General features: G+C 62.0%; 28 protein-coding genes. 18 read left to right on the top strand and 10 right to left on the bottom strand.

The window, feature by feature from the left end; translation table 11 throughout:
- Positions 1-12 precede the first annotated feature (12 nt).
- A complete protein-coding gene (locus AC1DLV_RS07260) occupies positions 13-1,749 on the top strand; it encodes a hybrid sensor histidine kinase/response regulator (protein WP_476798871.1) in 1,737 nt (578 codons plus the stop codon).
- Between the two features lie 44 nt (positions 1,750-1,793).
- Here the strand turns inward: AC1DLV_RS07260 and AC1DLV_RS07255 are convergent, their stop codons facing one another.
- Positions 1,794-2,459, bottom strand: a complete 666-nt coding sequence (locus tag AC1DLV_RS07255) for a uracil-DNA glycosylase (RefSeq protein WP_476798870.1) — start codon at positions 2,457-2,459, stop codon at positions 1,794-1,796.
- Positions 2,459-3,040, bottom strand: coding sequence for a LabA-like NYN domain-containing protein (locus tag AC1DLV_RS07250; protein ID WP_476798869.1), 582 nt, complete (start codon positions 3,038-3,040; stop codon positions 2,459-2,461). The genes AC1DLV_RS07255 and AC1DLV_RS07250 overlap by 1 nt, the downstream gene beginning before the upstream one ends.
- A 278-nt stretch (positions 3,041-3,318) precedes the next feature.
- On the opposite strand from AC1DLV_RS07250, the gene rpoZ reads away from it, so the two are divergent.
- The 7 genes from rpoZ to era all read left to right on the top strand — a co-directional run bounded on the left by rpoZ (position 3,319) and on the right by era (position 9,736).
- Positions 3,319-3,711 (top strand): DNA-directed RNA polymerase subunit omega, encoded by a 393-nt coding sequence (rpoZ, locus tag AC1DLV_RS07245; RefSeq protein WP_476798868.1) that lies wholly within the window; start codon positions 3,319-3,321, stop codon positions 3,709-3,711.
- 292 nt (positions 3,712-4,003) lie between these two features.
- Positions 4,004-6,229, top strand: a complete 2,226-nt coding sequence (locus AC1DLV_RS07240) for a RelA/SpoT family protein (RefSeq protein ID WP_476798867.1) — start codon at positions 4,004-4,006, stop codon at positions 6,227-6,229.
- Between the two features lie 36 nt (positions 6,230-6,265).
- Positions 6,266-6,844 (top strand): orotate phosphoribosyltransferase, encoded by a 579-nt coding sequence (gene pyrE, locus AC1DLV_RS07235; protein ID WP_476798866.1) that lies wholly within the window; start codon positions 6,266-6,268, stop codon positions 6,842-6,844.
- Positions 6,845-7,261 carry a holo-ACP synthase gene (acpS, locus tag AC1DLV_RS07230; protein WP_476798865.1) on the top strand — a complete coding sequence of 139 codons (417 nt, stop codon included), beginning with the start codon at positions 6,845-6,847 and terminating at the stop codon, positions 7,259-7,261. It abuts the gene before it with no gap.
- 77 nt (positions 7,262-7,338) lie between these two features.
- A complete protein-coding gene (gene lepB / locus AC1DLV_RS07225) occupies positions 7,339-8,085 on the top strand; it encodes a signal peptidase I (protein WP_476798864.1) in 747 nt (248 codons plus the stop codon).
- A 2-nt stretch (positions 8,086-8,087) separates the two neighbouring features.
- Positions 8,088-8,810, top strand: coding sequence for a ribonuclease III (gene rnc / locus AC1DLV_RS07220; RefSeq protein ID WP_476798910.1), 723 nt, complete (start codon positions 8,088-8,090; stop codon positions 8,808-8,810).
- Positions 8,807-9,736, top strand: a complete 930-nt coding sequence (gene era / locus AC1DLV_RS07215) for a GTPase Era (RefSeq protein WP_476798863.1) — start codon at positions 8,807-8,809, stop codon at positions 9,734-9,736. The genes rnc and era overlap by 4 nt, the downstream gene beginning before the upstream one ends.
- 32 nt (positions 9,737-9,768) lie before the next feature.
- Here era and AC1DLV_RS07210 read toward each other — a convergent pair whose 3' ends face one another.
- The gene (locus AC1DLV_RS07210; protein ID WP_476798862.1) at positions 9,769-10,674 is read right to left on the bottom strand and encodes an AraC family transcriptional regulator; all 906 of its coding nucleotides are present in this window, start codon (positions 10,672-10,674) and stop codon (positions 9,769-9,771) included.
- Positions 10,675-10,772: 98 nt separating this feature from the next.
- Here AC1DLV_RS07210 and AC1DLV_RS07205 point away from each other — a divergent pair, with 98 nt between their 5' ends.
- A complete protein-coding gene (locus tag AC1DLV_RS07205; RefSeq protein WP_476798861.1) occupies positions 10,773-11,516 on the top strand; it encodes an SDR family oxidoreductase in 744 nt (247 codons plus the stop codon).
- Between the two features lie 116 nt (positions 11,517-11,632).
- Here the strand turns inward: AC1DLV_RS07205 and AC1DLV_RS07200 are convergent, their stop codons facing one another.
- Together AC1DLV_RS07200 and AC1DLV_RS07195 are read right to left on the bottom strand one after the other, a co-directional pair.
- Positions 11,633-12,139 (bottom strand): hypothetical protein, encoded by a 507-nt coding sequence (locus AC1DLV_RS07200; protein ID WP_476798860.1) that lies wholly within the window; start codon positions 12,137-12,139, stop codon positions 11,633-11,635.
- Positions 12,140-12,443: 304 nt separating this feature from the next.
- Complete coding sequence (locus AC1DLV_RS07195; protein WP_476798859.1) at positions 12,444-12,950, bottom strand: GNAT family N-acetyltransferase; 507 nt, start codon at positions 12,948-12,950, stop codon at positions 12,444-12,446.
- Between the two features lie 521 nt (positions 12,951-13,471).
- Here AC1DLV_RS07195 and AC1DLV_RS07190 point away from each other — a divergent pair.
- Both AC1DLV_RS07190 and AC1DLV_RS07185 read left to right on the top strand, forming a co-directional pair.
- Positions 13,472-14,155: a DUF2092 domain-containing protein gene (locus AC1DLV_RS07190; RefSeq protein WP_476798909.1), complete on the top strand. Its 684-nt coding sequence runs from the start codon at positions 13,472-13,474 to the stop codon at positions 14,153-14,155.
- Positions 14,152-14,364: a hypothetical protein gene (locus tag AC1DLV_RS07185; RefSeq protein WP_476798858.1), complete on the top strand. Its 213-nt coding sequence runs from the start codon at positions 14,152-14,154 to the stop codon at positions 14,362-14,364. Before AC1DLV_RS07190 ends, AC1DLV_RS07185 begins: the two co-directional genes overlap by 4 nt.
- 107 nt (positions 14,365-14,471) lie before the next feature.
- Here the strand turns inward: AC1DLV_RS07185 and AC1DLV_RS07180 are convergent, their stop codons facing one another.
- The gene (locus AC1DLV_RS07180; protein WP_476798857.1) at positions 14,472-15,089 is read right to left on the bottom strand and encodes a TetR/AcrR family transcriptional regulator; all 618 of its coding nucleotides are present in this window, start codon (positions 15,087-15,089) and stop codon (positions 14,472-14,474) included.
- Positions 15,090-15,182: 93 nt separating this feature from the next.
- On the opposite strand from AC1DLV_RS07180, the gene AC1DLV_RS07175 reads away from it, so the two are divergent.
- Positions 15,183-15,854 carry an NAD(P)H-dependent oxidoreductase gene (locus tag AC1DLV_RS07175; RefSeq protein WP_476798856.1) on the top strand — a complete coding sequence of 224 codons (672 nt, stop codon included), beginning with the start codon at positions 15,183-15,185 and terminating at the stop codon, positions 15,852-15,854.
- On the opposite strand, the gene AC1DLV_RS07170 is transcribed toward AC1DLV_RS07175, so the two are convergent.
- From AC1DLV_RS07170 to AC1DLV_RS07155, 4 genes are all read right to left on the bottom strand, one after another.
- The gene (locus AC1DLV_RS07170; RefSeq protein WP_476798855.1) at positions 15,822-16,481 is read right to left on the bottom strand and encodes a pentapeptide repeat-containing protein; all 660 of its coding nucleotides are present in this window, start codon (positions 16,479-16,481) and stop codon (positions 15,822-15,824) included. The genes AC1DLV_RS07175 and AC1DLV_RS07170 overlap by 33 nt on opposite strands.
- A gap of 37 nt (positions 16,482-16,518) precedes the next feature.
- Positions 16,519-17,151, bottom strand: a complete 633-nt coding sequence (locus AC1DLV_RS07165; protein WP_476798854.1) for a LysE family translocator — start codon at positions 17,149-17,151, stop codon at positions 16,519-16,521.
- Between the two features lie 71 nt (positions 17,152-17,222).
- Positions 17,223-18,260 carry a serine hydrolase domain-containing protein gene (locus AC1DLV_RS07160; protein ID WP_476798853.1) on the bottom strand — a complete coding sequence of 346 codons (1,038 nt, stop codon included), beginning with the start codon at positions 18,258-18,260 and terminating at the stop codon, positions 17,223-17,225.
- 38 nt (positions 18,261-18,298) lie between these two features.
- The gene (locus tag AC1DLV_RS07155; RefSeq protein ID WP_476798852.1) at positions 18,299-18,850 is read right to left on the bottom strand and encodes a MarR family transcriptional regulator; all 552 of its coding nucleotides are present in this window, start codon (positions 18,848-18,850) and stop codon (positions 18,299-18,301) included.
- A 50-nt stretch (positions 18,851-18,900) separates the two neighbouring features.
- On the opposite strand from AC1DLV_RS07155, the gene AC1DLV_RS07150 reads away from it, so the two are divergent.
- The 6 genes from AC1DLV_RS07150 to AC1DLV_RS07125 all read left to right on the top strand — a co-directional run bounded on the left by AC1DLV_RS07150 (position 18,901) and on the right by AC1DLV_RS07125 (position 23,671).
- A complete protein-coding gene (locus AC1DLV_RS07150; RefSeq protein ID WP_476798851.1) occupies positions 18,901-19,815 on the top strand; it encodes a DMT family transporter in 915 nt (304 codons plus the stop codon).
- A 31-nt stretch (positions 19,816-19,846) separates the two neighbouring features.
- Entirely contained in the window at positions 19,847-20,077 is a 231-nt protein-coding gene (locus AC1DLV_RS07145; protein ID WP_476798850.1) for a DUF4287 domain-containing protein, read from the top strand.
- Positions 20,078-20,123: 46 nt separating this feature from the next.
- Entirely contained in the window at positions 20,124-20,405 is a 282-nt protein-coding gene (locus tag AC1DLV_RS07140) for a metal-sensing transcriptional repressor (protein WP_476786235.1), read from the top strand.
- A gap of 83 nt (positions 20,406-20,488) precedes the next feature.
- Positions 20,489-21,808, top strand: a complete 1,320-nt coding sequence (locus AC1DLV_RS07135; protein WP_476798849.1) for an MFS transporter — start codon at positions 20,489-20,491, stop codon at positions 21,806-21,808.
- A 60-nt stretch (positions 21,809-21,868) separates the two neighbouring features.
- Positions 21,869-22,261, top strand: coding sequence for a DUF2946 family protein (locus AC1DLV_RS07130; protein ID WP_476798848.1), 393 nt, complete (start codon positions 21,869-21,871; stop codon positions 22,259-22,261).
- Positions 22,262-22,315: 54 nt separating this feature from the next.
- Entirely contained in the window at positions 22,316-23,671 is a 1,356-nt protein-coding gene (locus AC1DLV_RS07125) for a PepSY-associated TM helix domain-containing protein (RefSeq protein WP_476798847.1), read from the top strand.
- The last annotated feature ends 4 nt before the right edge of the window (positions 23,672-23,675 follow it).

Raw genomic sequence — 23,675 nt, 5'->3', positions numbered from 1 at the left:
TGGAGGGGACCGATGCAGGAAGACAAGATTCGACAGGCTCTCGTCGAGCTTCTGTATCGCAACTCCTATGGCGTCGTCATCTCCAACGTCGTCATTTCTCTCGCGGCCGTATATGTCCTGAGCAGCGGCATTTCCACGACTTGGCTGGCTGGATGGCTCGGTGCGCTTTATCTGCTGACGGCCATTCGCGTGGTCGCGTCCCGCCGTTTTTTCAGCCGCACGCGCGATTCGGCATCCATCTTGCGGTGGGCATGGCTCGCAGCTGGATTTTCCTCGGTCTCGGGCTTGCTGTGGGGCATATTCGGTTGGGTAGGCTTCCTTCCTGAAGAGCCTTTGTTGCTTTCTTTCACGGTTGTCGTTTTGACCGGCCTTGTCTGCGGCACGGTGCCGTCGCTTTCAGCTTTTCCCCCTGCACTGGTAGGTTCGATCCTCGCCACGGTTTTGCCTGTCGCCGCGCGCGTCATGACATCCGGAAGCAGCATTTCCGCCGGATTCCTGTTCCTGCTCGTGTCCCTCGTGGTCATCAATTTCTACTATGGCCGCGTCGCATACCGCATGCTGCGCGAGACCATCGGCTTGCGCCTGGAAAATGAAAGGCTCGTCGAGCATCTGGAAGAAGAGCGCGACCGTGCGCAGGCCGCGGATCGCGCCAAGACACGTTTTCTGGCGGCAGCCAGCCATGATCTGCGCCAGCCGATCCATGCCCTGAGCCTGCTCGTGTCGACTGTCGCGGTGCTCGGGCAGCGCGGCGACGTACCGTCCAGCCAGGCTCTCGACCTGGCGGGCAGGGCGAAATCCATCATTGGCAACCTGAGCGGGCTCCTGAACGCCTTGCTCGATATCTCCAAGCTCGACGCCGGTATTGTCACCGTTTCAAAAGAGGCGGTGGGCTTGCGCGAACTCTTCCGCAATTTCCGCGACGAATTTGCCGCGGAGGCGAAACAGCGTGGTCTTCAATGGCGGGTGGTCGACAGCGACCTGTCGGTCGAAAGCGACCCGATGATGCTCAAACGCATCCTCAACAACCTGCTTTCGAACGCTTTTCGCTACACCAAGGAGGGTGGAGTTCTGCTGGGTTGCCGCAGGCGCGGCGGTTTGGTGGAAATCCAAGTCTTGGACACCGGCCCCGGTATCCCTTTTGATCAGCAGGTTACGGTTTTCGAGGAGTTCGTGCAGCTGCAGAACCCGGGGCGGGATCGGACCCAGGGCCTTGGGCTAGGTCTCGCCATCGTTCGCCGCACCGCCGAATTGCTCAAACACCCGCTGAAGCTGAGGTCCGCGCTTGGGCGCGGTTCGACGTTTTCTGTCGCGGTTCCTCAAGCTGCGACGACGTCCCCTCTGTCCCGCGCAGAGATACCCACCAACGCTATGGCCGCAGGCATCATGGTGGTGGAAGACGAAGGAGACGTTCTCGATGCCATGGTGCAGCTGCTCAAACTGGATGGTCATCGTGTCTACGCAGGCAGATCTGCCAAAGAGGTGCAAAAAATCCATCTACAGGCCTGCGGGCACGGCAACGCGCCGGTCGATCTGATCATTTCCGACTACCGCCTGGCTCATGGCGCCACCGGCCTGGACGCAATACAGGTTCTTTGCGCCTATATTGGTCGCGCTGTTCCAGCCATTATCGTCACCGGCGACACCTCGCCATCGCGGCTGCAAGAGGTGAGCGCCAGCGGGAACCGGATTCTGCACAAACCGATCGCTGGTGAGGAGCTTCGTGACGCGATTACTGCAGCCTTGGATTGAGGACGAAACGAGGCAAGCCTGTTTCCAACTCGTCTGCGAAGGCGCTATTTCTCCAGGAATTCGGCTACGTCACGGAAAACATTGACGAACATTTGTTCCGTCAAGACACCGGTGTTGGTGTTGTAGCGCGAGCAGTGGTAGCTCGAAAACACCGCGAGATTGCCGACATCCTGGCGGGCGCCATGCTTGAACGGTACGGCCGCTACGCGTGCGCCAAGCGCTCGCACAGTCGACTGATGGCCGATCGAGCCGAGCGTCAGGATCGCTTTCAGATTGGGAAAGCGCGCGATCGTCGGCACCAGGAAGGTGCGGCAGGTGTTGATCTCGGCGCCAACCGGCTTGTTGTCGGGCGGCACGCAGCGCACGGCGTTGGTGATGGCCGTGCCGATCAATTCCAGGCTGTCGTCCGGCCGCGCTTCGAACTCGCCGCGCGCCATGCCGAAACGCTTGAGCGTTGAGTAGAGCAGGTCGCCGGCATAGTCGCCGGTGAAGGGGCGGCCGGTGCGGTTTGCCCCGCGAACGCCAGGCGCCAGCCCGACGATCAGGAAACGCACGGCATCCTCGCCCTCGGGTGGCAGGAAGGAACGTACCGGCGCGTTATACCAGCCCGGCTCGCGCTGCCGCCAGCTGGCAATGAAATCGTGCAGGCGCGGGCAGAGCGGGCAATCCCGGTCGGGATCGACCGGGAGTGCGGGCTGGGGACTGTGCATCAAATGTCTTCTGGCGTCGGTTCGGCCGGGTCGATCTTGCGGACCGGTCGCTCGGAGGGCTCGCGACCGATCTCGGCCTTGAGTGTCACAAGATCGATGAAATGGTCGGCCTGGCGGCGCAGATCGTCTGAAATCATCGGCGGCTGCGAGGCCATGGTCGAGATTACCGAGACCTTGCGGCCACGGCGCTGCAACGCTTCGACGAGCGTGCGGAAATCGCCGTCGCCCGAGAAGATGACATAGTGGTCGACGACATCGGCGAGTTCGAGGGCATCGACAGTCAGCTCGATGTCCATATTGCCCTTGATCTTGCGTCGGCCGGTGGCGTCGGTGAACTCTTTGGCCGGCTTGGTGACGACCTTGAAGCCGTTATAGTCGAGCCAATCGATCAGCGGGCGGATCGAGGAGTATTCCTGATCCTCGACGAGCGCGGTGTAATAATAGGCGCGCAGCAGATAGCCGCGCTTCTGGAAGCTGGAAAGCAATTTGCGGTAGTCGATGTCGAAGCCGAGAGCGCGGGACGTCGCGTAGAGATTAGCGCCGTCGATAAAAAGTGCGATTTTCTCGCGAGGATCAAACATAGGAAAATATCCTTGTTGAAATAGGCTGTCGCCAAATACGCTGAACCGAGCGCCCGTTCCCCCCAAATCAATGTCTTGCCCCAATGTCGGAAATATCGCCCGCAGCGTGCCATTCCAAGAGGGGGAGGGTAGTGGGGCAGTAAATAAATCGTGGGTGGATAGATGCCAGGATTTGGTCAGTTCACGGGCAGTGCAGGCTTCATGCTTGAATTGCGCGGCCTTTCAGGTTAAGGCACGCGCCAGCTTTCCGTCAAATCCATGCATGAAAGGGGCACTTCATGGCCCGCGTAACCGTTGAAGACTGCATTGACAAGGTCGACAACCGCTTTGAGCTCGTTCTGCTCGCCGGTCATCGCGCCCGCCAGATCTCGCAGGGCGCCCAGATCACGCTTCCTCGCGACAACGACAAGAACCCGGTCGTTGCGCTGCGCGAAATCGCTGAAGAAATGCTTTCGCCCGACGATCTCAAGGAAGACCTGATCCATTCGATGCAGAAGCATGTCGAAATCGACGAGCCGGAGCCGGAGGCTCCCGAGCCCGCCGACCAGGCCACCGCTTCCGCCGTCGACAACGAAGCCGAAGAAAACATCAACTTCGACCGCATGTCGGAAGAAGACCTGCTCGCCGGCATCGAGAGCCTTGTCGCTCCCGAAAAGAGCGACGACTACTAAGAGTTTGACGCTAACTCTACCCTGCCGGGCATCTGCCTCGGTTTTCTGCGCTTCCGGTGCTCACGTACTTAAGTACGCTCCGCTCCGGGTCTCGAAAACCAAGCCATCTCCCTCGGCAGGGCGAGTTATCGAACAAACTTTGGCCCACTGATCCAAAGAAGCCAAAAAGGTATCGCGTCGCGCGAAACTCACGCCAATCGGTACTTCCGCGCCGCCACATCAGTGGTTATCTATCACATGCGTCGCAAGCCCTTGCGGCGCATGATTCATTTCGAGTTCCAGGAAGCTGCCCATGATGCGTCAGTATGAGCTTGTCGAGCGCGTCCAGCGCTACAAGCCTGACGTCAACGAGGCGCTGCTCAACAAGGCCTATGTCTACGCCATGCAAAAGCATGGCCATCAGAAGCGTGCGTCGGGCGATCCGTATTTTTCGCACCCGCTTGAAGTGGCGGCGATCCTCACCGACATGCATCTCGACGAGGCGACGATCGCGGTTGCCCTGCTGCACGACACGATCGAAGACACCAGCGCGACCCGTGACGAGATCGACGAGCTGTTTGGTCCCGATATTGGCAAGCTGGTCGAGGGGCTGACCAAGCTCAAGAAACTCGACCTTGTTTCCAAGAAAGCCGAGCAGGCGGAAAACCTGCGCAAGCTTCTGCTGGCGATCTCCGAAGACGTGCGCGTGCTTCTGGTCAAGCTCGCCGACCGTTTGCACAACATGCGCACGCTGCACCATGTGCCCGAGGGCAAACGCCTGCGCATCGCCGAAGAGACGATGGATATCTATGCGCCGCTGGCCGGCCGCATGGGCATGCAAGGCATGCGCGAGGAGCTGGAAGAGCTCGCTTTCCGCTACATCAATCCTGAGGCCTACCGCACCGTCACCGAGCGGCTGGCCGAAATGTCCGAGCGCAGCAAGGGTGTGCTCGTCGACATCGAAAAGGCGCTGTCGGCGCAGTTCGAAAAATACGACATCAAGGCGGACGTGACGAGCCGGCAGAAGAAGCCGTGGTCGGTGTTCCGCAAGATGGAGACCAAGGCACTGTCGTTCGAGCAGCTGTCAGACATTTTCGGCTTCCGCGTGGTCGTCGATTCCGTTGCCGATTGCTATCGCGCGCTGGGCGCGATCCACACCACCTGGTCGATGGTGCCGGGGCGCTTCAAGGATTACATCTCGACGCCCAAGCAGAACGACTACCGCTCGATCCACACCACCATCGTTGGCCCCTCGCGCCAGCGCATCGAGCTGCAGATCCGCACCCGCGAGATGAACAAGATCGCCGAATACGGTGTCGCGGCGCACTCGATCTACAAGGACAACATCACCAAGACCAACGGCGCTGCCCACTCAATCTCCAAGGAAACCAACGCCTATGCCTGGCTCAGGCGGACGATCGAGCAGCTCGCCGATGGCGACTCCGAGGATTTCCTCGAAAACACCAAGCTCGAGCTGTTCCAGGACCAGGTCTTCTGCTTCACCCCCAAGGGCATGCTGATCGCGCTGCCGCGGGGGGCTACGCCGATCGATTTTGCCTATGCGGTGCATACCGATGTCGGCGACACCTGCGTCGGCGCCAAGGTCAACGGCCGGGTGATGCCGCTGGTCACCGAGCTCAAGAACGGCGACGAGGTCGAGATCATCCGCTCCAAGGCGCAGGTGCCGCCGGCGGCGTGGGAATCGATCGTGGTCACCGGCAAGGCGCGCTCGGCGATACGGCGTGCGACCAAGAACGCCATCCGCAAGCAATATTCGGGGCTTGGCACTCGCATTCTCGAACGCACCTTCGAGCGTGCCGGCAAGAAATTCTCCAAGGACAGCCTGAAGTCGGTGCTGCCCCGGCTGGCGCGCAAGGACGTCGAAGATGTGCTGGCGTCGGTCGGCCGTGGCGAATTGGCGTCCAATGACGTCGTCCGCGCTGTCTTCCCCGACTACAAGGAAGAGCGCATCACCCACCCGCCAAAGCCGCGCGAGGAAGGCTGGTCGAAGATCCGCAATGCCGCCGGCATGCTGTTTCAGATTCCTGGCCGTTCGTCGACGCAGCGCAAGGAAAGCAAGGCGCAAGGTGCTGCCGTGCCGATCCGTGGTGTCGGCGGCGACCTGCCGGTGCGCTTCGCACCCGAAGGGGCGGTGCCCGGCGACCGCATCGTCGGCATCATGCAGCCGGGCTCGGGCATCACCATCTATCCGATCCAGTCGCCGTCGCTGATGGCCTTCGACGACCAGCCTGAGCGCTGGATCGACGTGCGCTGGGACCTCGACGAGGGCTCGAAGGAGCGCTTTCCAGCGCGGCTTTCGGTGACGGCGATCAACGCGCCGGGCTCGCTCGCCGATATCACCCAGGTGGTGGCGGCCAATGACGCCAACATCCATACGCTGTCGATGATACGCACAGCCCCCGATTTCACCGAAATGCTGCTCGATCTCGAAGTCTGGGATTTGAAGCACTTGAACCGGCTGATTTCCCAGCTCAAGGACAACTCCAGCGTCAGCGATGCCCGCCGCGTCAACGGGTGAGGCAAGCGGGCTGGGCTGACGACAGGAAAGACAAAGATGCAAACGAGCGAAGTTCTGGACATTTTCCGTTCGGCCGGTGCGGTGCTGGAAGGGCATTTCATCCTGACGTCTGGCCTGCGCAGCCCGGTGTTCCTGCAAAAGGCGCGGGTGTTCATGCATGCCGACAAGACCGAAACGCTGTGCAAGGCGCTGGCCGAAAAGATCCGCGCCGAGGTTGCGGGCGACATCGACTACGTCGTCGGCCCCGCGATCGGCGGGTTGATCCCGGCCTATGAGACATCACGGCATCTCAAGGTGCCGGCGATCTGGGTCGAGCGCGAGCAGGGCACCTTCCGGTTGCGCCGTTTCGAGATCGAAAAGGGCGCCCGTGTCGTCATCGTCGAGGACATCGTCACCACTGGTCTTTCGATCCGCGAGACCATCGAGTGCCTGAAGGAACTCGGTGCTGAGGTTGTGGCTGCCGCCTGCATCATCGACCGTTCGGCCGGCAAGTCCGATGTCGGCGTGCCGTTGATCGCGCTGGCGGAATATGAAGTGCCGGCCTATCCGGCCGACCAGCTGCCGCCGGAACTGGCGGCGATCCCGGCGATCAAGCCGGGCAGCCGGAACATCTAGATGATCCTAGGCATCGGCAGCGACCTGATCGACATAAGGCGGATCGAAAAATCGATCGCCCGCCACGGCGAGCGCTTTATCCAGCGCATCTTCACCGAGGTCGAGCAGGAGCGCGCCGAGGGCCGCCGTGGACGCATGGCCTCTTATGCCAAGCGTTTCGCCGCCAAGGAAGCATGCTCCAAGGCGCTGGGCTGCGGAATTGCCGAAGGCGTGTTCTGGCGCGAGATGGGCGTGGTCAACATGCCGGGCGGCCGGCCGACCATGGAACTGACCGGCGGGGCGGCCAAGCGCCTGGCAACCATGGTGCCCGCAGGCCATCGCGCCGTGGTTCACCTGACAATCACCGACGATTTTCCGCTCGCGCAAGCCTTTGTGATCATCGAGGCCGTGCCCGTCGAACAACCGCCACTATCTTAGGGTTTTGGCGGCGGCTGAGACATTGCCCCCGCGACGGCGAGCCCTTATACCCATCGCGACCTACAATCGAGGACGATATGAGCGTGGCTGAAAAACAGAAGAAGTCCGGCGGGCTTGGCGAAACCGTCAGCGTCATCGTCCAGGCGCTGCTGCTTGCTTTGGTGATCAGGACGCTGCTGTTCCAGCCGTTCTCGATCCCGTCCGGCTCGATGCGGCCGACGCTGCTCGAGGGCGATTATCTGTTCGTCACCAAATGGGCCTACGGCTTTTCGCGCTATTCGCTGCCTTTGTCGCCCAACCTGTTTTCCGGCCGTATCTTCGGCTCCGACCCTGAGCGTGGCGACGTGGTTGTCTTCAAGTTCCCGCCCAATCCTTCGCTCGACTACATCAAGCGCGTCGTCGGCCTGCCTGGCGATCGCATCCAGATGAAGGAAGGCCAGCTCTACATCAATGGCACCGCCGTGCCGCGCGAAAAGGTCGGCCAGATCGACAATCCCGATATCACCGAGGTCAATCGCCCGGTCGACGTCTATCGCGAGACCCTGCCGAACGGCGTTTCCTATGACACGCTGGACCTGACGCCGGATTCGATCGGCGACAACACGCGTGAGTTCCTCGTGCCCGAAGGCCATTTCTTCATGATGGGCGACAACCGCGACAACTCGACCGATAGCCGCTTCAACGTCGGTTTCGTGCCGGCCGAGAACCTTGTCGGCCGCGCCAACATCATCTTCTTCTCGATCGCCAATGGCGCAAGCCCGCTGGAAATCTGGAAGTGGCCGACCGAGATGCGCGGCTCGCGCCTGTTCAACTTCGTCCGATAGGCATGGCAGGCAAACGGCTCACCGCCACGGAACTCGCCGATGCGTTGCAACTTCGCACCGGCCATATCTTCCGCGACCATCAGCGCCTGCAACGGGCGCTGACGCATGGCAGCGCGCGCAGCGCCAACGCAGGCGTCGACTATGAGCGTTTCGAGTTCCTGGGCGACCGGGTGCTCGGGCTTGCTGTTGCCGACATGCTGCTTGCTGATTTTCCGGAAGCGCCAGAAGGCGAGCTTTCGGTCCGGCTCAACGCGCTCGTCAATGCCGAGGCACTGGCCCAGATCGCCGACGAGATCGGGCTCGCCGATCTGATCCGTGCTGGCTCGGAAGTGCGCAATCTTGCCGATCGCAAGCGCGTCAACCTGCGTGCGGATGCGCTTGAATCGCTGATCGCCGTCATTTATCTCGACGGCGGGCTGGATGCGGCCAAGCGTTTCATCCATAAGTACTGGAAGCCGCGCGCCGAGGCCGCGGGTGCGGCACGCCGCGACCCCAAGACCGAATTGCAGGAATGGGCGCATCAGGCGTCGACAGCAGTGCCTGCCTACAAGATCGAAAGCCGTACCGGCCCTGACCACGACCCCGTCTTTTCGGTGAGCGTGCGGGTCGGCAAATTTTTGCCCGCCACCGGCACCGGTCGCTCCAAGCGCGAGGCCGAGCAGAACGCAGCTTCCGCCCTTTTGGTGCGTGAGGGCGTTTGGAAGCATGAGGAGACCGCATCGTGACCGATGCCCCTGAAACCGCTACGCCTGAAACGGGTGCCACCCGTTCGGGTTTTGTCGCGCTGATCGGCGCGCCGAACGCCGGCAAGTCGACGCTGGTCAACAAGCTTGTCGGCGCCAAGGTGTCGATCGTCACCCACAAGGTGCAGACCACGCGCGCCATCGTGCGCGGCATCGCCACCCACGACAATGCCCAGATCGTATTCATCGACACGCCCGGCATCTTCAAGCCGAAGCGGCGTCTCGATACGGCGATGGTGACCACCGCCTGGGGCGGGGCCAAGGACGCCGACCTGATCTTGGTGCTGATCGACGCCGAGCGCGGCATCAAGGGTGATGCCGCCGCCATCCTCGAACGGCTCAAGGACGTGCGCCAACCCAAGATCCTGATCCTGAACAAGGTCGACCGGGTCAATCCCGAAGCGCTGCTCAAGCTGACGGCGACGGCCAACGAGGCCGTCAACTTCGAAAGCACCTTCATGGTCTCGGCGCTGACCGGCTCGGGCTGCAAGGACCTGCTCGATTTCCTCGCCAAGCGCTTGCCCGAAGGGCCGTGGTATTATCCCGAGGATCAGATCTCCGATCTGCCGATGCGCCAGCTCGCCGCCGAGATAACGCGCGAAAAGCTGTACCTGCGCCTTCACCAGGAGCTGCCCTACTCGTCGCATATCGAGACCGAGAAGTGGGAAGAGCTGCCCAACGGTTCGGTGCGCATCCAGCAGGTCATCTATGTCGAGCGCGACAGCCAAAAAAAGATCGTGCTCGGCCACAAGGGCGAGACGATCCGCGCCATCGGTCAGGCCTCGCGCATGGAAATCGCAGGCATTCTGGAACAGAAGGTGCACCTGTTCCTGTTCGTCAAGGTGCGCGAGAACTGGGGCGACGACCCCGAACGTTATCGCGAAATGGGCCTGGATTTCCCGCATTAGGGCAGGGGCGACTTGCCATTGTTGCAAGCCTCTCAGCCGTGCCGATCGCTGCGCGCGTAGCGGCCCGGCGATTGCCCGACGTGGCGGCTGAAGGCGGTGCTGAAGGTGCTGGCTGAGCCGTAACCGACCTGGCGCGCGACCTCGTCCAGCGCTATCGCCTTGCCGCTGAGAAGGTTCTTGGCGAGCGCCATGCGCCAGGCGAGCAGATATTCCATCGGCCTGAGCCCGACGGTGCGCGTGAAGCGGTCGAAAAAGGCCGAGCGGGACAGGCCGGCCTCGCCGGCGAGCTCGGCCACGGTCCACGGCCGCTGCGGATCGCCGTGCATCTGCCGCATCGCCCCTGACACCCTTGCGTCGGCCAGCCCGCTGAGCAAGCCGGGCGGCGAGCCCTTTGCCCGGCTTGCCCTGAGCGCCTCGATCAGCAGGATCTCGACCAGTCGGCCGAGCACGAGGTCGCGGCCGTCATTGTGCTGGCCAGCTTCCTCGCCGACGAGCCGCACCAGTGTCGAAAGCCGCTCGACACCGCTGATATGGACCATCGCTGGCAGCAGCGACACCAGCAGTGCCGCATCGGGAGAACCGAAAACGAAATAGCCGCCGAGCAAGCGGACATCAGCCGGGCCATATTGCCGGCCATGGCGAACCTCCTCCGTGGGTGCAGGCGTCGTTTTGGGATCGATACGCCTTGGCGCCACAGGTTCGAAACCGGACATGGTGAAGGCAGGGGTGGCCGGCAAAAGCACGAAGTCGCCCTGTTCGAGCGTGACGGGCGCCTCACCGTCAACGGCGAGGCGACAGCTGCCTTCGAGCACCGCGCAGAAACCAGGCTGGCCGAATTCGGAGTAGCGGATGCCCCAGCGCCCGGCACCGCTGATCCCCTTCGAGAACACGGTACGGGGCTGGAGCAGTTCGATGATTTGGGCGAGGGGGTCGGTCATATCAAGACTATTGCCAATGAATATAGGACCAGCGGTTGATGATAGTCCGGATTTTGGACGGTATTTTCGTGGCGTCAACATCAATCAGGAAAAAGTCCATGAAAACCGTACTGATCACCGGCTGCTCGTCAGGCTATGGCTTGGAGACCGCCCGCCACTTCCATGCCTTGGGCTGGAATGTCGTTGCCACCATGCGCAATCCGCGCGAAGGCATCCTGCCGCGCACGGAGCGGATGCGCGTCCTGCCGCTCGATGTGACCGATGACGAGAGCATTACCGCAGCGCTCGACGCCAGCGGCCCGATCGACGTGCTCGTCAACAATGCGGGCATCGGCCTCGTCGGCGCCTTCGAGGCGATGCCGATGGAGCATGTGCGCAAGCTGTTTGAGACCAACACCTTCGGCGTGATGGCGATGACCCAGGCGGTGATCCCTAAGTTTCGTGCGCGGCGGTCGGGCGTGGTCGTCAATGTCACTTCGAGCGTCACGCTGGCGCCGATGCCGCTGGCCGCTGCCTACACCGCAAGCAAGATGGCGATCGAGGGCTTTACCGGGTCGCTGGCCCATGAGCTTGGCGCGTTCGATGTCAGGGTCAAGCTTGTCGAGCCCGGCTATGCACCGAGCACGCGCTTTGCCCACAACACCGAGCTGCGCGTCGAGGATCTCATTCCCGAGGCCTATGCCGCTTTTGCGGGGCCGATCTTTGCCGGATTCGCGACGCCCGCGCTGGTAACGAAGGAAACTGATGTCGCCGAAGCCGTGTGGCAGGCCGCGAACGATGTTTCGGGACAGCTCCGCTTTCCGGCCGGGCCGGACGCGGCGGCGTTGGCGCGGGCGAGCTGAAAACGGTTCAGGCCGGGCATCCACGCATGACGGTCGGAAGGTGTTCGAGAGGCGCAGTGCCCCCACGAAGGGAACAACTGCGCCTCCCGCCAGCAATGCCGGCTCCAGCGCTTAGTCTACGCCGGTTTCTGAGCTTCCTGGCACGCGCGCAGGCTCTTGAAGGCAGCGTCGGTTCCGGTAAGAGGCAACACGATCGCTTCACGTCCCGCCGGGGCGATCGTCAGGCTCTTTTTCTTGGCGAGATCGTAGATGAACTCGGGATTGTTGACCCAGACAAAGGCCCCCTTCATCCCGTCTATCTGCTGGCCGGTAGCGGCCCCGCTGAACTTTTGCCCATCGACATCGAATATAACTGAGAGCTCATCCCCTGATGTAACTTGGGCATCGGCCTTGGTGTAGAGCGCCATGTAGCCGCGTTTTTCAGCGGTTGCATCGATGCCCATTTGGAATTGCGCATCGTTGTTGAGTTTCTTTGCGATCACGCAGCCGGGGCCCATCTCTGGCTTGATAAAGATGTCCCAGCCCGCCTCGGAGCCGTATTTTTTTGGAGGCTCCTGGGCGGAGGCCATGGCAGCCAAAGCAGAAAAAGCCAGTGCCATACCCACTACTGTCTTCGTGTACATGCGCTTCTCCTTTGTTGTGCTTGGTAGAAAACGACGTGCTGCACGTGCGGTTGCGCTGAGACCGGTATCCAGGAGGCGTTGGGCCAAACAATTGGCCCGAAATTGCGTAGGCGTGAATTTCCCTCCAGGGCTTGCTTTTCGTCGTGTCGAGCTTGTCGAGCAAGTCGTGTTGGAAAAGGCACCGCCGGGCTGAACTATCGAATGCTGGAACGTCCCCGGGAATGGGAGGACGGTAACAATGCTCCGCCCGCGAGGCAAGCGCCGACAAAGGCAATGTCAAAGGCCGTCCGCATCTGCGGGCTTGCTACGCCAGAGCGTATCGCAGCACGTGGTTCGGATAAGACTGGCCATCGATCTGGAACTGCGTTTCGCCGACCTTGGCAAAACCCTTCCTCAGATAGAACTGGGTGGCGCGGTCATTTTCGGCGTTGACCGACAGCCAGACATCGGGCCGCCCGGTCGATGCGCAATATTGCAACCCAGCCGCAAGCAGCCTTCTGCCGGCGCCACCGTTTTGGTGCCGGGGCTGGACATACAGCGTCGAAATTTCGAGATCGGAGCATGTGGTTACGGGTGCCGCAGCGCCCAATGAGACATGGATGAACCCGTCGATGCCAACGGAATTCTGCGAAACCAGGATGGTGTGGTTTGCTTGCGACAAGATTTCTTCGAACCGAGCGGTAGTGAATTGTCTCAATGCAAAATCGGCAAAGAATGCGTTGACACCATTGCGAATGTAAGTGTTCAGCCAAACTTCCAGACCGAGCGCCGCGAGGCTGGAAGCATCCGTCATATCTGCGGGTCTGATCACGTCTCGATCCATTGTCCAGCGAAGGTCAAGCTGCGGATAGTGGATGATTTGTCCTTTGGGAAGACATGTTTACGCGGCGCGCAGCTGAAACAATTACGGCCCACCCGCCAGGGGAGGAAATGATGGCGGCGTCGAGCGCCGCCTCGATCGCTCCCCGGTGGTGGACCACGGGACATTCGGGGAGTAGGCTGCGGATTGCAGGCTCAGGTTGCATCTGGGCCTGAGGGAACGGCAATGCAGCACCTTTGCCGTATCCGCATCGCTGTCTTTTCCGGAGGAAATTCGCGCTCGACTGGAGCGACACGCAGCTTCGGTTCCGATCAGGCTTAGGCCACCATTTTCCCAAAGCAGATACCCCAATTGAACACGTCAATCAAAGCGGAGGTATTCCCATGTTCGTGCAGCATGATTTCCTCAAGCGGACCAACCGTATCGCGCTCATAGCCGCGACGGCTTCTGCTGTGGTCTTGGCTATTGGCCTTGGAGCGCCCGCAAAAGCTGATGAAGCAGCGGCCAAGACCATGCTCAAGGCGATGTCCGACTATCTTGCCGCGCAGAAAAACATATCGTTCGATTTCGACACCAACCTCGAGGTCGTCACCAAGGATCACCAGAAACTGTTGCTGGCGAGTTCGGGCGAGGTCGAACTCAGCCGGCCCGACAAGTTCCGCGCGACGCGCACCGGCGGGTTCGCCAATGTCGAAATGCTCTTCGACGGGAAGGTTCTGACTCTGCTGGGCAAGGACGCCAATGCCTACGCCCAGGTCGATGCCCCTGGCACGGTGGATCATCTCGTCAATGAGTTGCGCGACAAATACCGCAAGCCGATTCCGGGCGCCGATCTCCTGTTGTCGAACGTCTATGACGACCTGATGCATGGCGTGACCAACGTCAAGGATCTCGGCAGCGGCGTCATCGGTGGCACCGAATGCGATCATCTGGCTTTCCGGGCCAAGGACGTCGATTGGCAGATCTGGATCGCGCAAGGCGAACATCCCTATCCGTGCCGGTATGTCATTACCTCCAAAGAGGTGGCCCAAGGGCCGCAATACAGTATCCAGATCAGCGACTGGAAAGCCGGCGCCGACGTAGAGGCAGATGATTTTGCCTTCAAGGCGCCGGACGGTGCCAAGAAGATCGATGTGAAGGAGTTGCGCGACATCGATGAACTGCCCAGCCATTATGCACCAGGAGGTGGCAAATGAACGCGTCAAGGAAGCTGAGAATTTATCTGCTCGCCGCAATTGTCGGGTTTATCGGGCTCGAAACGCTGGAGCATCCGACAGTGCCTGGGCTCCATGGTTTCGTCTCAACGGCCGAAGCCAGGGTCGGTCGGCCTCTTACGCCAGTGAGCGTTGCCGGCGTGGCGCGGCGCACCGTGCGGCGCTGCGCGGTTGGCGTGTATTATTGCTAGCGTGATCCCGAAGCGAGGGCCTGCGTAGCGAAAGAGCGGCAGCCGGGTTTCGCAGTTGATCGGAATGGGGTTTTCGCGTGGGTGCCCGCGCGCGCCCCAGAACGTCATCATTGGCTGCGCGGCGCGTTTCTGGTGACCATGGCGAGGATTGTTTCGAACAGCTCGTCTTTGGCCTGAGCGGGCGTGATGTCTCCGCTCGCGGCGGCGAAGGACAGTGCTTCGGCCGCCCCGAGCATCGCCAAAAGCCCCTGTGACGTGACGGTGCCGCTCGGTGCGAACGGGGCAAGCAGGGTCCGGCATTTCTCCATGAAGATTGCCTCGTAGTCGCGCTTGACCTTCGCCAGTTCGGGCGAGCCGGCAAGGGCAGCGATCACGCCCGGTATCTCGCGGCCCTGCAGAAGCACGCACTCGACATAAGACGATGCGATGACTGCGGCTCTGCCCGATAGGGTCGGTTCGCTCGCTTGAAGTGCCGAGTCCATCAGCGCGGTCTGGCGCGTGTCGAACTCCTGGTAAAGTGCTGCGAGCAACGCCGGCCGTGTGGCGAAATGGTCATAGACGACGGGTTTTGCCACGCTCGCCTGTTCGGCAAGCCGTGGCAGCGTTAAGGCTTCCGTTCCTTCCTCGCTGATCAAAGCCCATGCGACGTCCAGAAGCTGGCGATGGCGGTCTTCCCGCAGCAGGCGCCTGCGCAGGCGCGGGGCTGTCGTGGCGGTGCTTGACATCATTATATACCATAAGTACATTACTAGAAGTAGCTTACAGAAAGTATATAAGCGGCGCCAGCCACCCGCAACCATCAAGCAGGAGTTTTCGACATGCACGCCCTCATCGTCGTCGCGCATCCCGATCCGAAATCGCTCAGCCACAGCGTCGCCGCGCAAATCGCCGAGGGCCTGTCCCAGTCCGACCCAGGCAACAGCTTCGAAATTGCCGACCTTGCGGCGGAAGCTTTCGATCCGCGCTACACCGCTATCGACCTCGCCGTTCACCGCAGGGAGGTGCCACCGTCAGCCGATGTCGCCGCCGAGCAGGCAAGGATCGATCGCGCTGACACGCTTGTGCTGGTCTATCCTGTCTATTGGTGGTCGATGCCGGCGCTGCTTAAGGGGTGGGTCGATCGCGTGTTCGCCAATGGTTGGGCCTATGATGAAGGCCCCGGCATCAAGCCGGTGAAGCGGTTGCGCCATCTCAAGGTTCATCTCGTCGCCATCGGTGGCGCAACCATGCGGACCTATGCGCGGCACGGCTATTTCGGCGCGATGAAAACGCAGATCGACCATGGCATCTTCGATTATGTCGGTGCGTCTGTGGTGACGTCAGAGCTCCTGCTCGACTCCGAAACGCAGGGGCCGGCTGACCATCTCGAGGCCGCGCGGAGCATCGGTCGAAATCTCTCCGCTGCATCCACACGTGTTTCGGCAGAAGCAGCGTGCAAGCGTAGCCCCGCTGGGCGGCTACAGCACCTGCAGGCCGAGATTGCGCAATAGGTCTGTTGCCTGGCTTTTCGAGATCACCGTACCTTTGAGGATCGCCGCCTCGTTGAGCTTCAGCGGGCCAAGGTCGCAGCCGCGCAGGTCGGCACCTTCAAAGCGGCAGGAGCGCAAGGTGGCGCCCCGCAAGCTGCAGCCGTCGAAGATCGCCTCGCGGAAATCGCAGCCTCTGAGTTCGGCATCGCTGAAATCGAGATTGTTGAGCGATTTGCGCCGGAACGAGACGGCGGGCAGGAAGGCGCTGACCAGCCGGCATTCCTGGAAATCAGTGCCGATCAACGCGCAGTCGGCGAAATTCGCGCCCGTCAGCTTGCTCTGGCTGAACTTCGAAGCGTTGAGCCGCGACCGCGTCCAATCGGTGTTGGAGAGGTCGCAATTGCGGAACTCGGCATCGACGCCATCGATCGCCGCGAGCTTGGCGCCCGCCATGCGGCAGCTGATCCAGCGCGTGTCGGTGAGCGTCGCTGCCGAAAGATCGCATCCGGCCAGATTGCAGTCGACGAACTCACAAGCGCTGAAATCAAGCCGCGCGAGATCGCTACCTGCGAGTTGCAGGGCCTTGAATGAGCGCTGACCCCGGGCGAGTTGATCGGCGAGGGGCGCGGTGTGGTCGGCTGGCGTCATTTTCGAAGGGCATTGTCGGTGGTCTGTGGTTTGTCGTTCAGCTCTTTTGCAGGGCCACGTGAACGCCAAGGCCGACGAGCACCGCACCGCCGGCACGCTGCATCATGCGCTGGGCGCGGCTTGAGCGTCGCAGCCTGGTGATCATTGCGCCCGCCAGCATCACGCCGATGATATCGGCGCTCGAAAACATCATGTTGACGATCATGCCCAGCAGGACGAATTGCAGCCAGACCGGAAATGTCGCCGACGCATCGATGAATTGCGGCAGGAATGCCATGAAGAAGATCGCCGTCTTGGGGTTGAGCACCTCGACGGTGACGCTTTCGAAGAAGGCGCGCCGGGCAGATTTCGGCTCGATGACGGGGAGATCGCCATCGCCTTGCACCTTGGCACGGAACAGCGCAATGCCGAGCCAGATGAGGTAGGCCGCGCCGACAAATTTGACGGCCATGTAGGCGAGCGGCACGGCGTGGAAAAGCACCGACAGGCCGGCAGCGGCGGCAATGACATGTACATAGCCGCCGAGATGGATGCCGAGCGCTGCCATCATGCCTGACCAGCGCCCGCGCGCCAGCGTCTGGGCCGCGGCGTAAAGCATGGCAGGACCCGGCATGAAAGCGAAGATCGCTGTGGTGGCGAAAAAGGCGATCAGTAGCTCGGTCGACGGCATGTCTGCGCTCCAGTGGTCAGTCCGCATTGGCCAGGCCCTGCGGCAAGTTTGCGAAACTACATGATCCTTGCTCAGGCGATAGCCGAAACGGGCAGGGTTGTCGCGAGGATCTGCTCGATGATCGACACGAGCCCAGCGCGCGCTTCGCGGTTGGTGGTGAAGCCGGCGATAGCCGTGCCCGAGGCCGGCGAATAGTAGGCGACCGTTCCCCAGAAACCGAGATGCGAAAAACATTCGATGCCGTCGATGCGGCTCACGGCAATGCCGAGACGGTAGGCGTCGGCGCCCTCATGAGTGTCCTTCGAGAGCATTTCCTGGAGCGTTTGCGGGCTGTCGAAAACTCTGTTTTCAAACAGGGCCGCAAAAAAAGTGGCGAGATCGCGCGCGGACATCACCAGCCCGCCACCGCCATAGAGGTCCATCGATGCGTTGATGTCGGTGGCGTCGACCGCGCCCAGAAACTGACGCGCCCTTGGCTCGGTTGTCACAGGCTGCGGCTCTGCGACGTCCCACCATGTCGATGTCAGGCCCAGCCTGTCGAACGACATTTCGCGCCGAACCGTTGTGGCGAGCGTTTCGCCCGAGATGCGCTCGATGATGTCGCCAAGCAGGATGTAGCCGGTATCGGAATAGCTGAACCGCGTCCCGGCGTCGCTCAAGGGGGGCGAGTACTCCGCTGCGAGGCGCACCTGGTCTTCGCGCGTCCAGAAGCGGGCGGGATCAGCACGCACGGTGGCGAAGTAGCGCGGATCCTCAGTGTGATCGACCAGTCCGCCGCTGTGGTTCAGCAGATGGCGAACGGTGATCTTGCCCGTGCGGTATCCGGCGGACGAGAGCAGGTCGTTGAACACAGGCGTAATGAGTGGCGCGATCGGGCTGTCGAGGTCGATCAGTCCTTGTTCCCACAACCGGAGAACGGTGGCGGCCACGAAGGTCTTGGTGTTGCTTGCGACCCTAAGCGGCGTGTCAGCGGAAATCGGCTGGCCTGTCGCCTCGTCGGCCATGCCGGTGGCCATTTCCCAAGGCCGGTCGAGGCCCTTGCCGGTGGCATACAGTGCCAGCGGCACCTGTTGCCGATGGACAAGTGCGGCGAGATCTTCGCTGTTCATTCCATTCCCATTGCTGCCAGCATGACGATTCGTGGGCGTCACTCTGCCGTGCCGGCACTGCCAAGGGATAGCGCCAGTTTGCGCAGCAGTGCTGCCAGCTGCGTCTGCTCGTCCCAGGTCAGGCTTTCCAGCATCAGCGTCTCGACCGCCATGTCAGCCTCGAAGGCCTCACGGGCGCGGGCGATGCCGTCCTCGGTGAGCTCCACCGGCATGCTACGCCCGTCGCCTTCCGAAGCGACCTGCCTGACTAGGCCTGCCTTAACCAGCTTGACGATGCGGTTGGTGACACCGCCCGACGAAATCATCATCGAGCGGTACAGCTCTGTCGGGCGAAGGCGATAGGGCGGCCCGGAACGCAAAAGCGTGAACAGCACGTCGGCCTCGCCGCTGTCGAGGCCATAGGAGGCGAAGATCGCCTCGATTTTCGGGCGGGCGGCAAGCGTGATCCAGCGGGCGCGGCCGAGGATCGCCATGCCGCGCGTATCGAGATGAGGGAGCTCTTTGGCCCATTGGGCGCGCCGCGCATCGATGCCGTCCTGCAGGCCGCCGCCGGCCAACTCCCCATTATTTTCGTCGAGATGTCTTGACACTAAGATAGCTCCATCATTTATCTTAGCGCTAAGATATCTGGAGGTTCGCCATGACGCAACAGGAAGTTCTTCGTCTGCCGGTGTCCTACGCCGCGCGCTCGCCGCTGATCCTGCTGGCGTTGTGCGGCCTCGTCTTCGCCACCCGCATCATGATCTCCAAGGCGGCGCTGAACGCCGGCATGCAGCCGTTCCAGTTGGCGCTGGTCGCCAATATCGGCGCTGGCCTGATCCTGTTGCCGCTGCTGGCCGCGTCGGGGCAGGGCATCCCGCGCGAGCGTCGGCACATCGTGCTCTACCTGGTGCTCGGCATCATCAGCTTCACCGTGCCCACGGTACTGGGCTATTACATCGTCGACCGTGTCGGGCCGGCCTACACCTCGACCGTCTATTCGCTGTCGCCGCTGTTGACGATGAGCTTCGCCGCCGGGCTCGGCATCGAGCGCATGTATTTGAGGCGCTTCGCCGGAATCTTGATCGGCCTTGCAGGCATGGCGGCCCTTGTGCAGCAGCAGCTGGCAGAGATCGACCTCTCTCAGACGGTATGGGTGCTGCTCGGCATCACTATCCCGGCCTGTGCCGCTGCCGGCAACATCATCCGCTCGGCCTATTGGCCCAAGGGCTCGTCGGCGCTCGCCTTCTCCTGCTGCATTTTATTGAGCTCCAGCCTGATGGTGGCGCTGGTCGCGCCCTTCTTCGAGGCGCCGTCGAGCTGGGTCTTTTTCGACCGTGACGTGCTGTTCTGGATCGGCTGCATGGTCGCCACCTCGGCCTCGTCCTACCTGCTCAACTTCCGCCTGCAGGAGATCGGCGGGCCGGTGTTCTTCAGCCAGCTTGGCTACTGGGGCACGGGCTTCGGCGTGGTGCTGGCAGCGCTCTTGTTCAACGACGTGCTGACCATGCTTTCGGTCGCGGGCCTCGCGGCGATCATCGCTGGCGGCGTGCTGGCGAACCGTCGGCGCGCCTGATCAACCCAACCTTCAACAAGGAGAAACCGCAATGTCATTTCAAGCCTATCTCGACACCATCAAGACCAAGACCGGCAAGGGTCCGGAGGACCTTTTGAAACTGTCCGACGAAAAGGGCTTTTCCGAACAGGGAAAACTCAAGGCCGATGTCAAGGCCGGGCAGGTCATCGAATGGCTGCGCGAGGATTTCGCCCTCGGGCACGGACACTCGATGGCGGTCTACGCGTTGCTGAGCGGCAAGAAGAAGGTCGGCGACAAGTAGGGATGCTGCCTTGACCATATGCCCCCCAGGGGGATAGCATCTGAGGATGACAGAACATGCGCATACCCACGCGTCGCATCCCGATACGCTCAAGCGGCTGAAGCGGGCCGAAGGCCATCTTCGCGGCATCATCGCCATGATCGAGGCGGGCAGGCCTTGCCTCGATGTCGCCCAGCAATTGCACGCGGTGGAAAAGGCTGTCGGCCAGGCCAAGCGCACGCTGATCCAGGACCATCTCGACCATTGCCTGGAAGAAGCGGTCGGACCGTTGCCGCGCGAGCAGCGGCAGTCGATCGACGAGTTCAAGGAAATCACCAAATACCTGTGAGACGCCGCCGATTGCGGCCGCGTCGCGCCTTCTGCCGAGCAATTTGCAGCCCTCGGGCCGCCTGACATCACCGAGCCCGATCGATGCTTCAGATACTGTCCAACCGAACCTATCGCCATCTGTTTGCTGCCCAGCTGATCGCGCTGATCGGCACCGGTCTTGCGACCGTCGCGCTCGGGCTCTTGGCTTACGATCTGGCTGGGCCGGATGCCGGTGTGGTGCTTGGCACCGCCCTTGCGATCAAGATGATTGCCTTTGTTATCGTAGCACCTGTGGCGGCTGCCTTTGCCGAGCGGCTGCCGCGCCGGCCGATGCTGGTCTGCCTCGACCTCGTGCGCGCGGCGGTGGTGCTGCTTTTGCCTTTTGTCACCGAAGTCTGGCAGGTCTATGTGCTGATCTTCGTGCTGCAATCGGCATCCGCCGGCTTCACCCCTGCATTCCAGGCGACAATTCCCGACATTCTGCCTGACGAAAAGGACTACACCCGCACGCTTTCGCTGACCCGGCTTGCTTACGACCTTGAAAGCCTGGTCAGCCCCATTCTGGCGGCGGCACTTCTGACGGTGATCAACTTCCACAGCCTGTTTGCCGGCACGGTGATCGGCTTCCTGGCATCGGCGGCGCTGGTTGTCTCGGTGACGCTGCCGAGCCCGCATGCGTCCGCGCCGCGCGGGATCTATGAGCGGACCACGCGGGGTTTGCGGATCTATCTGGCAACGCCACGGCTGCAGGGCTTGCTGGCCGTCAGCATGGCGGTTGCGGCTTCCGGTGCGATGGTGATCGTCAACACCGTCGTCATCGTGCAGGGCGAATACGGCCTGACGCAAAAATCGACGGCCATGGCGCTGGCGGCTTATGGCGGCGGATCGATGGTGGCGGCACTGATGCTGCCGCGAATACTCGACCGGGTCCAGGACCGCTCGATCATGCTGGCGGGCATAGCTCTGCTGGCGCTTGGGCTCGTGTGCGGCACGCTGGTGCAGGGTTTTGATTCCCTGCTGCCGCTCTGGTTCGTTCTCGGCCTTGGCTATTCGGTCGCGCAAACGCCGGCGGGCCGGCTGCTGAGGCGTTCGTCGCGCCCGGAAGACAGGCCGGCATTGTTTGCCGCGCAATTCGCGCTTTCCCATGCCTGCTGGCTGATCACCTATCCGCTGGCCGGCTGGCTCGGCGTGACCGTCGGCCTGTCGCAGACCTTTGTCATCATGGCTGGTATCGCAGCGGTTGCGGTGGCCGTGGCCGTGTTGATGTGGCCGGCTTCCGATCCCGATATAGTGGGCCATCACCATGATGACCTTGCCGAGGACGATCCGCATTGGACGGAGGGCGCGCATCGCCATGGACGCCGGCATGCCCATGGCTTCGTCATCGATACGCTGCATCCGCAATGGCCGCGCGAGCGCTGACGACTCCCGTGCCGCAGTGACTTTGCGGCGGCATTGTGGCATGGCGCCATGATGAAGAGCATGCGGCTCATTTTGCGGGACAAGGTATCGGCCGGCGCCATCGCCGGCATGATCGCGTTCCTCCTGCTTTTCCAGGCGCTGCTTTCAGGTGCCGCGTCCGGCGCCATGGCGGCCTCTGCCGCCGACCCGCTCGGCGTCATCTGCACCATGGACGGCATGGCCCCTGCGGGCGGCGACAAGCAGCCTGTCCGCAGCCCCGCCGAATGCCCCTGCGGCACGCTCTGCCAGCTGGCGGTGGCGACCGCTCCCGGCCTGCCGGGCGAACAGCTTGCCTTCATCCTCGACCGGCCCGAGGCGCATGGCACTGTTATTGCCGAGCTGGCTGAGCCCGTTCGGCAGGGCCTGCGCGGGCTGATCGCCGAGGCAAGGGCACCACCAACGATCTCCATCTGACGTCGAACCGACTAGGGCCGTTCAAGCGGCCATTCCACGCCTATGGAGACAAAAATGTCCGAAATGACCCTCGGACGGGAGAGCAGTGCTGTGGCTGCGCGCTCGCCGTCCAATCTTTATCGCGCCGTCTGGCGCTGGCATTTCTATGCCGGCCTTCTGGTGCTGCCTTTCATGATCAGCCTTGCCGTGACCGGCGCGCTTTATCTTTTCAAGGATGAGATCGACGTACTCGTCTATTCCGACCTGAAGCGTGTCGAGATTTCAGAGGGCCAGGCCGCGCCCTCAGCGATGGTTGCGGCAGCGCTTGCGGCTCATCCCGGCACCGCCGTCAAATTCACCGACGCGGCTACACCGACAGGATCGGTGGAGATTACCGTCAAGACGGAAACCGAGGGCAAGCTTGCGGTTTATGTGACCCCCTATAGCGGTGAGGTGCTGGGCGCGCTTCCCGATCGCGGCACCATCATGTGGATGGTGCGCTATCTGCACAGCCTCAAATATTTCGGCGACACCGCCCGGATGCTGATCGAACTCGCCGCCGGCTGGTCGATCCTGCTGGTGGCGACGGGGATCTATCTCTGGTGGCCGCGCGGCAAGTCGGGAGGTGTCGTCACCGTACGGGGCAAGCCGAAGAACCGCATGTTCTGGCGCGACACGCATGCGGTAACCGGCATCTTCGTTGGCGTCTTCATCGTCTTTCTGGCGATCACCGGCATGCCCTGGTCGGGCGTGTGGGGCGAAAAGGTCAATGAATGGGCCAATGGCAGCAATTTCGGCTATCCCGCCGGCGTGCGCGTGGCCGTGCCGATGTCCGATGAACATCTCAACCATGTCGCCAAGACGTCGTGGTCGCTGGAGCAGGCGCAGATGCCGCAATCAACGGCCGAGCATGCAACGGCGCCCATAGGCCTCGACGCAGCGGTCGCGACATTTGACAGGCTCGACCTGCATCGCGGCTACGCCGTCAACATTCCAGCGACGCCGGAAGGCGTTTATACCGGCTCGGTCTATCCCGACGATGCGAACCAGCAGCGCGTCATCCATCTCGACCAGTATAGTGGCAAGCCGCTGATCGACATGGGCTTTGCCGACTACGGCCCGCTCGGCAAATGGCTGGAATGGGGCATCTCAGTCCATATGGGTCAGGAGTTCGGCCTCGCCAATCAGCTGGTGCTGCTGGCTGCCTGCCTGGGCATCGTCCTGCTGGCCTTGTCGGCTGCCGCGATGTGGTGGAAGCGGCGCCCGGCCAGTTCGCTTGGCGTGCCGCCGCTGCCCACCGACCTGCGCGTATTTCGTGGACTGATCGCGATTCTGGCTGTCGGCGGTATCCTGTTTCCGCTCGTCGGCATCTCGCTGCTGGTCATGCTCGCGCTCGACTGGCTCGGTACCCGGGCGATGAAGCCGGCCTGATCCC

This window comes from Aminobacter sp. 01T433, assembly GCF_056398585.1.
The sequence above is the reverse complement of the archived record's forward strand: the minus strand, read 5'-3'. Positions and strand labels throughout refer to the sequence as shown.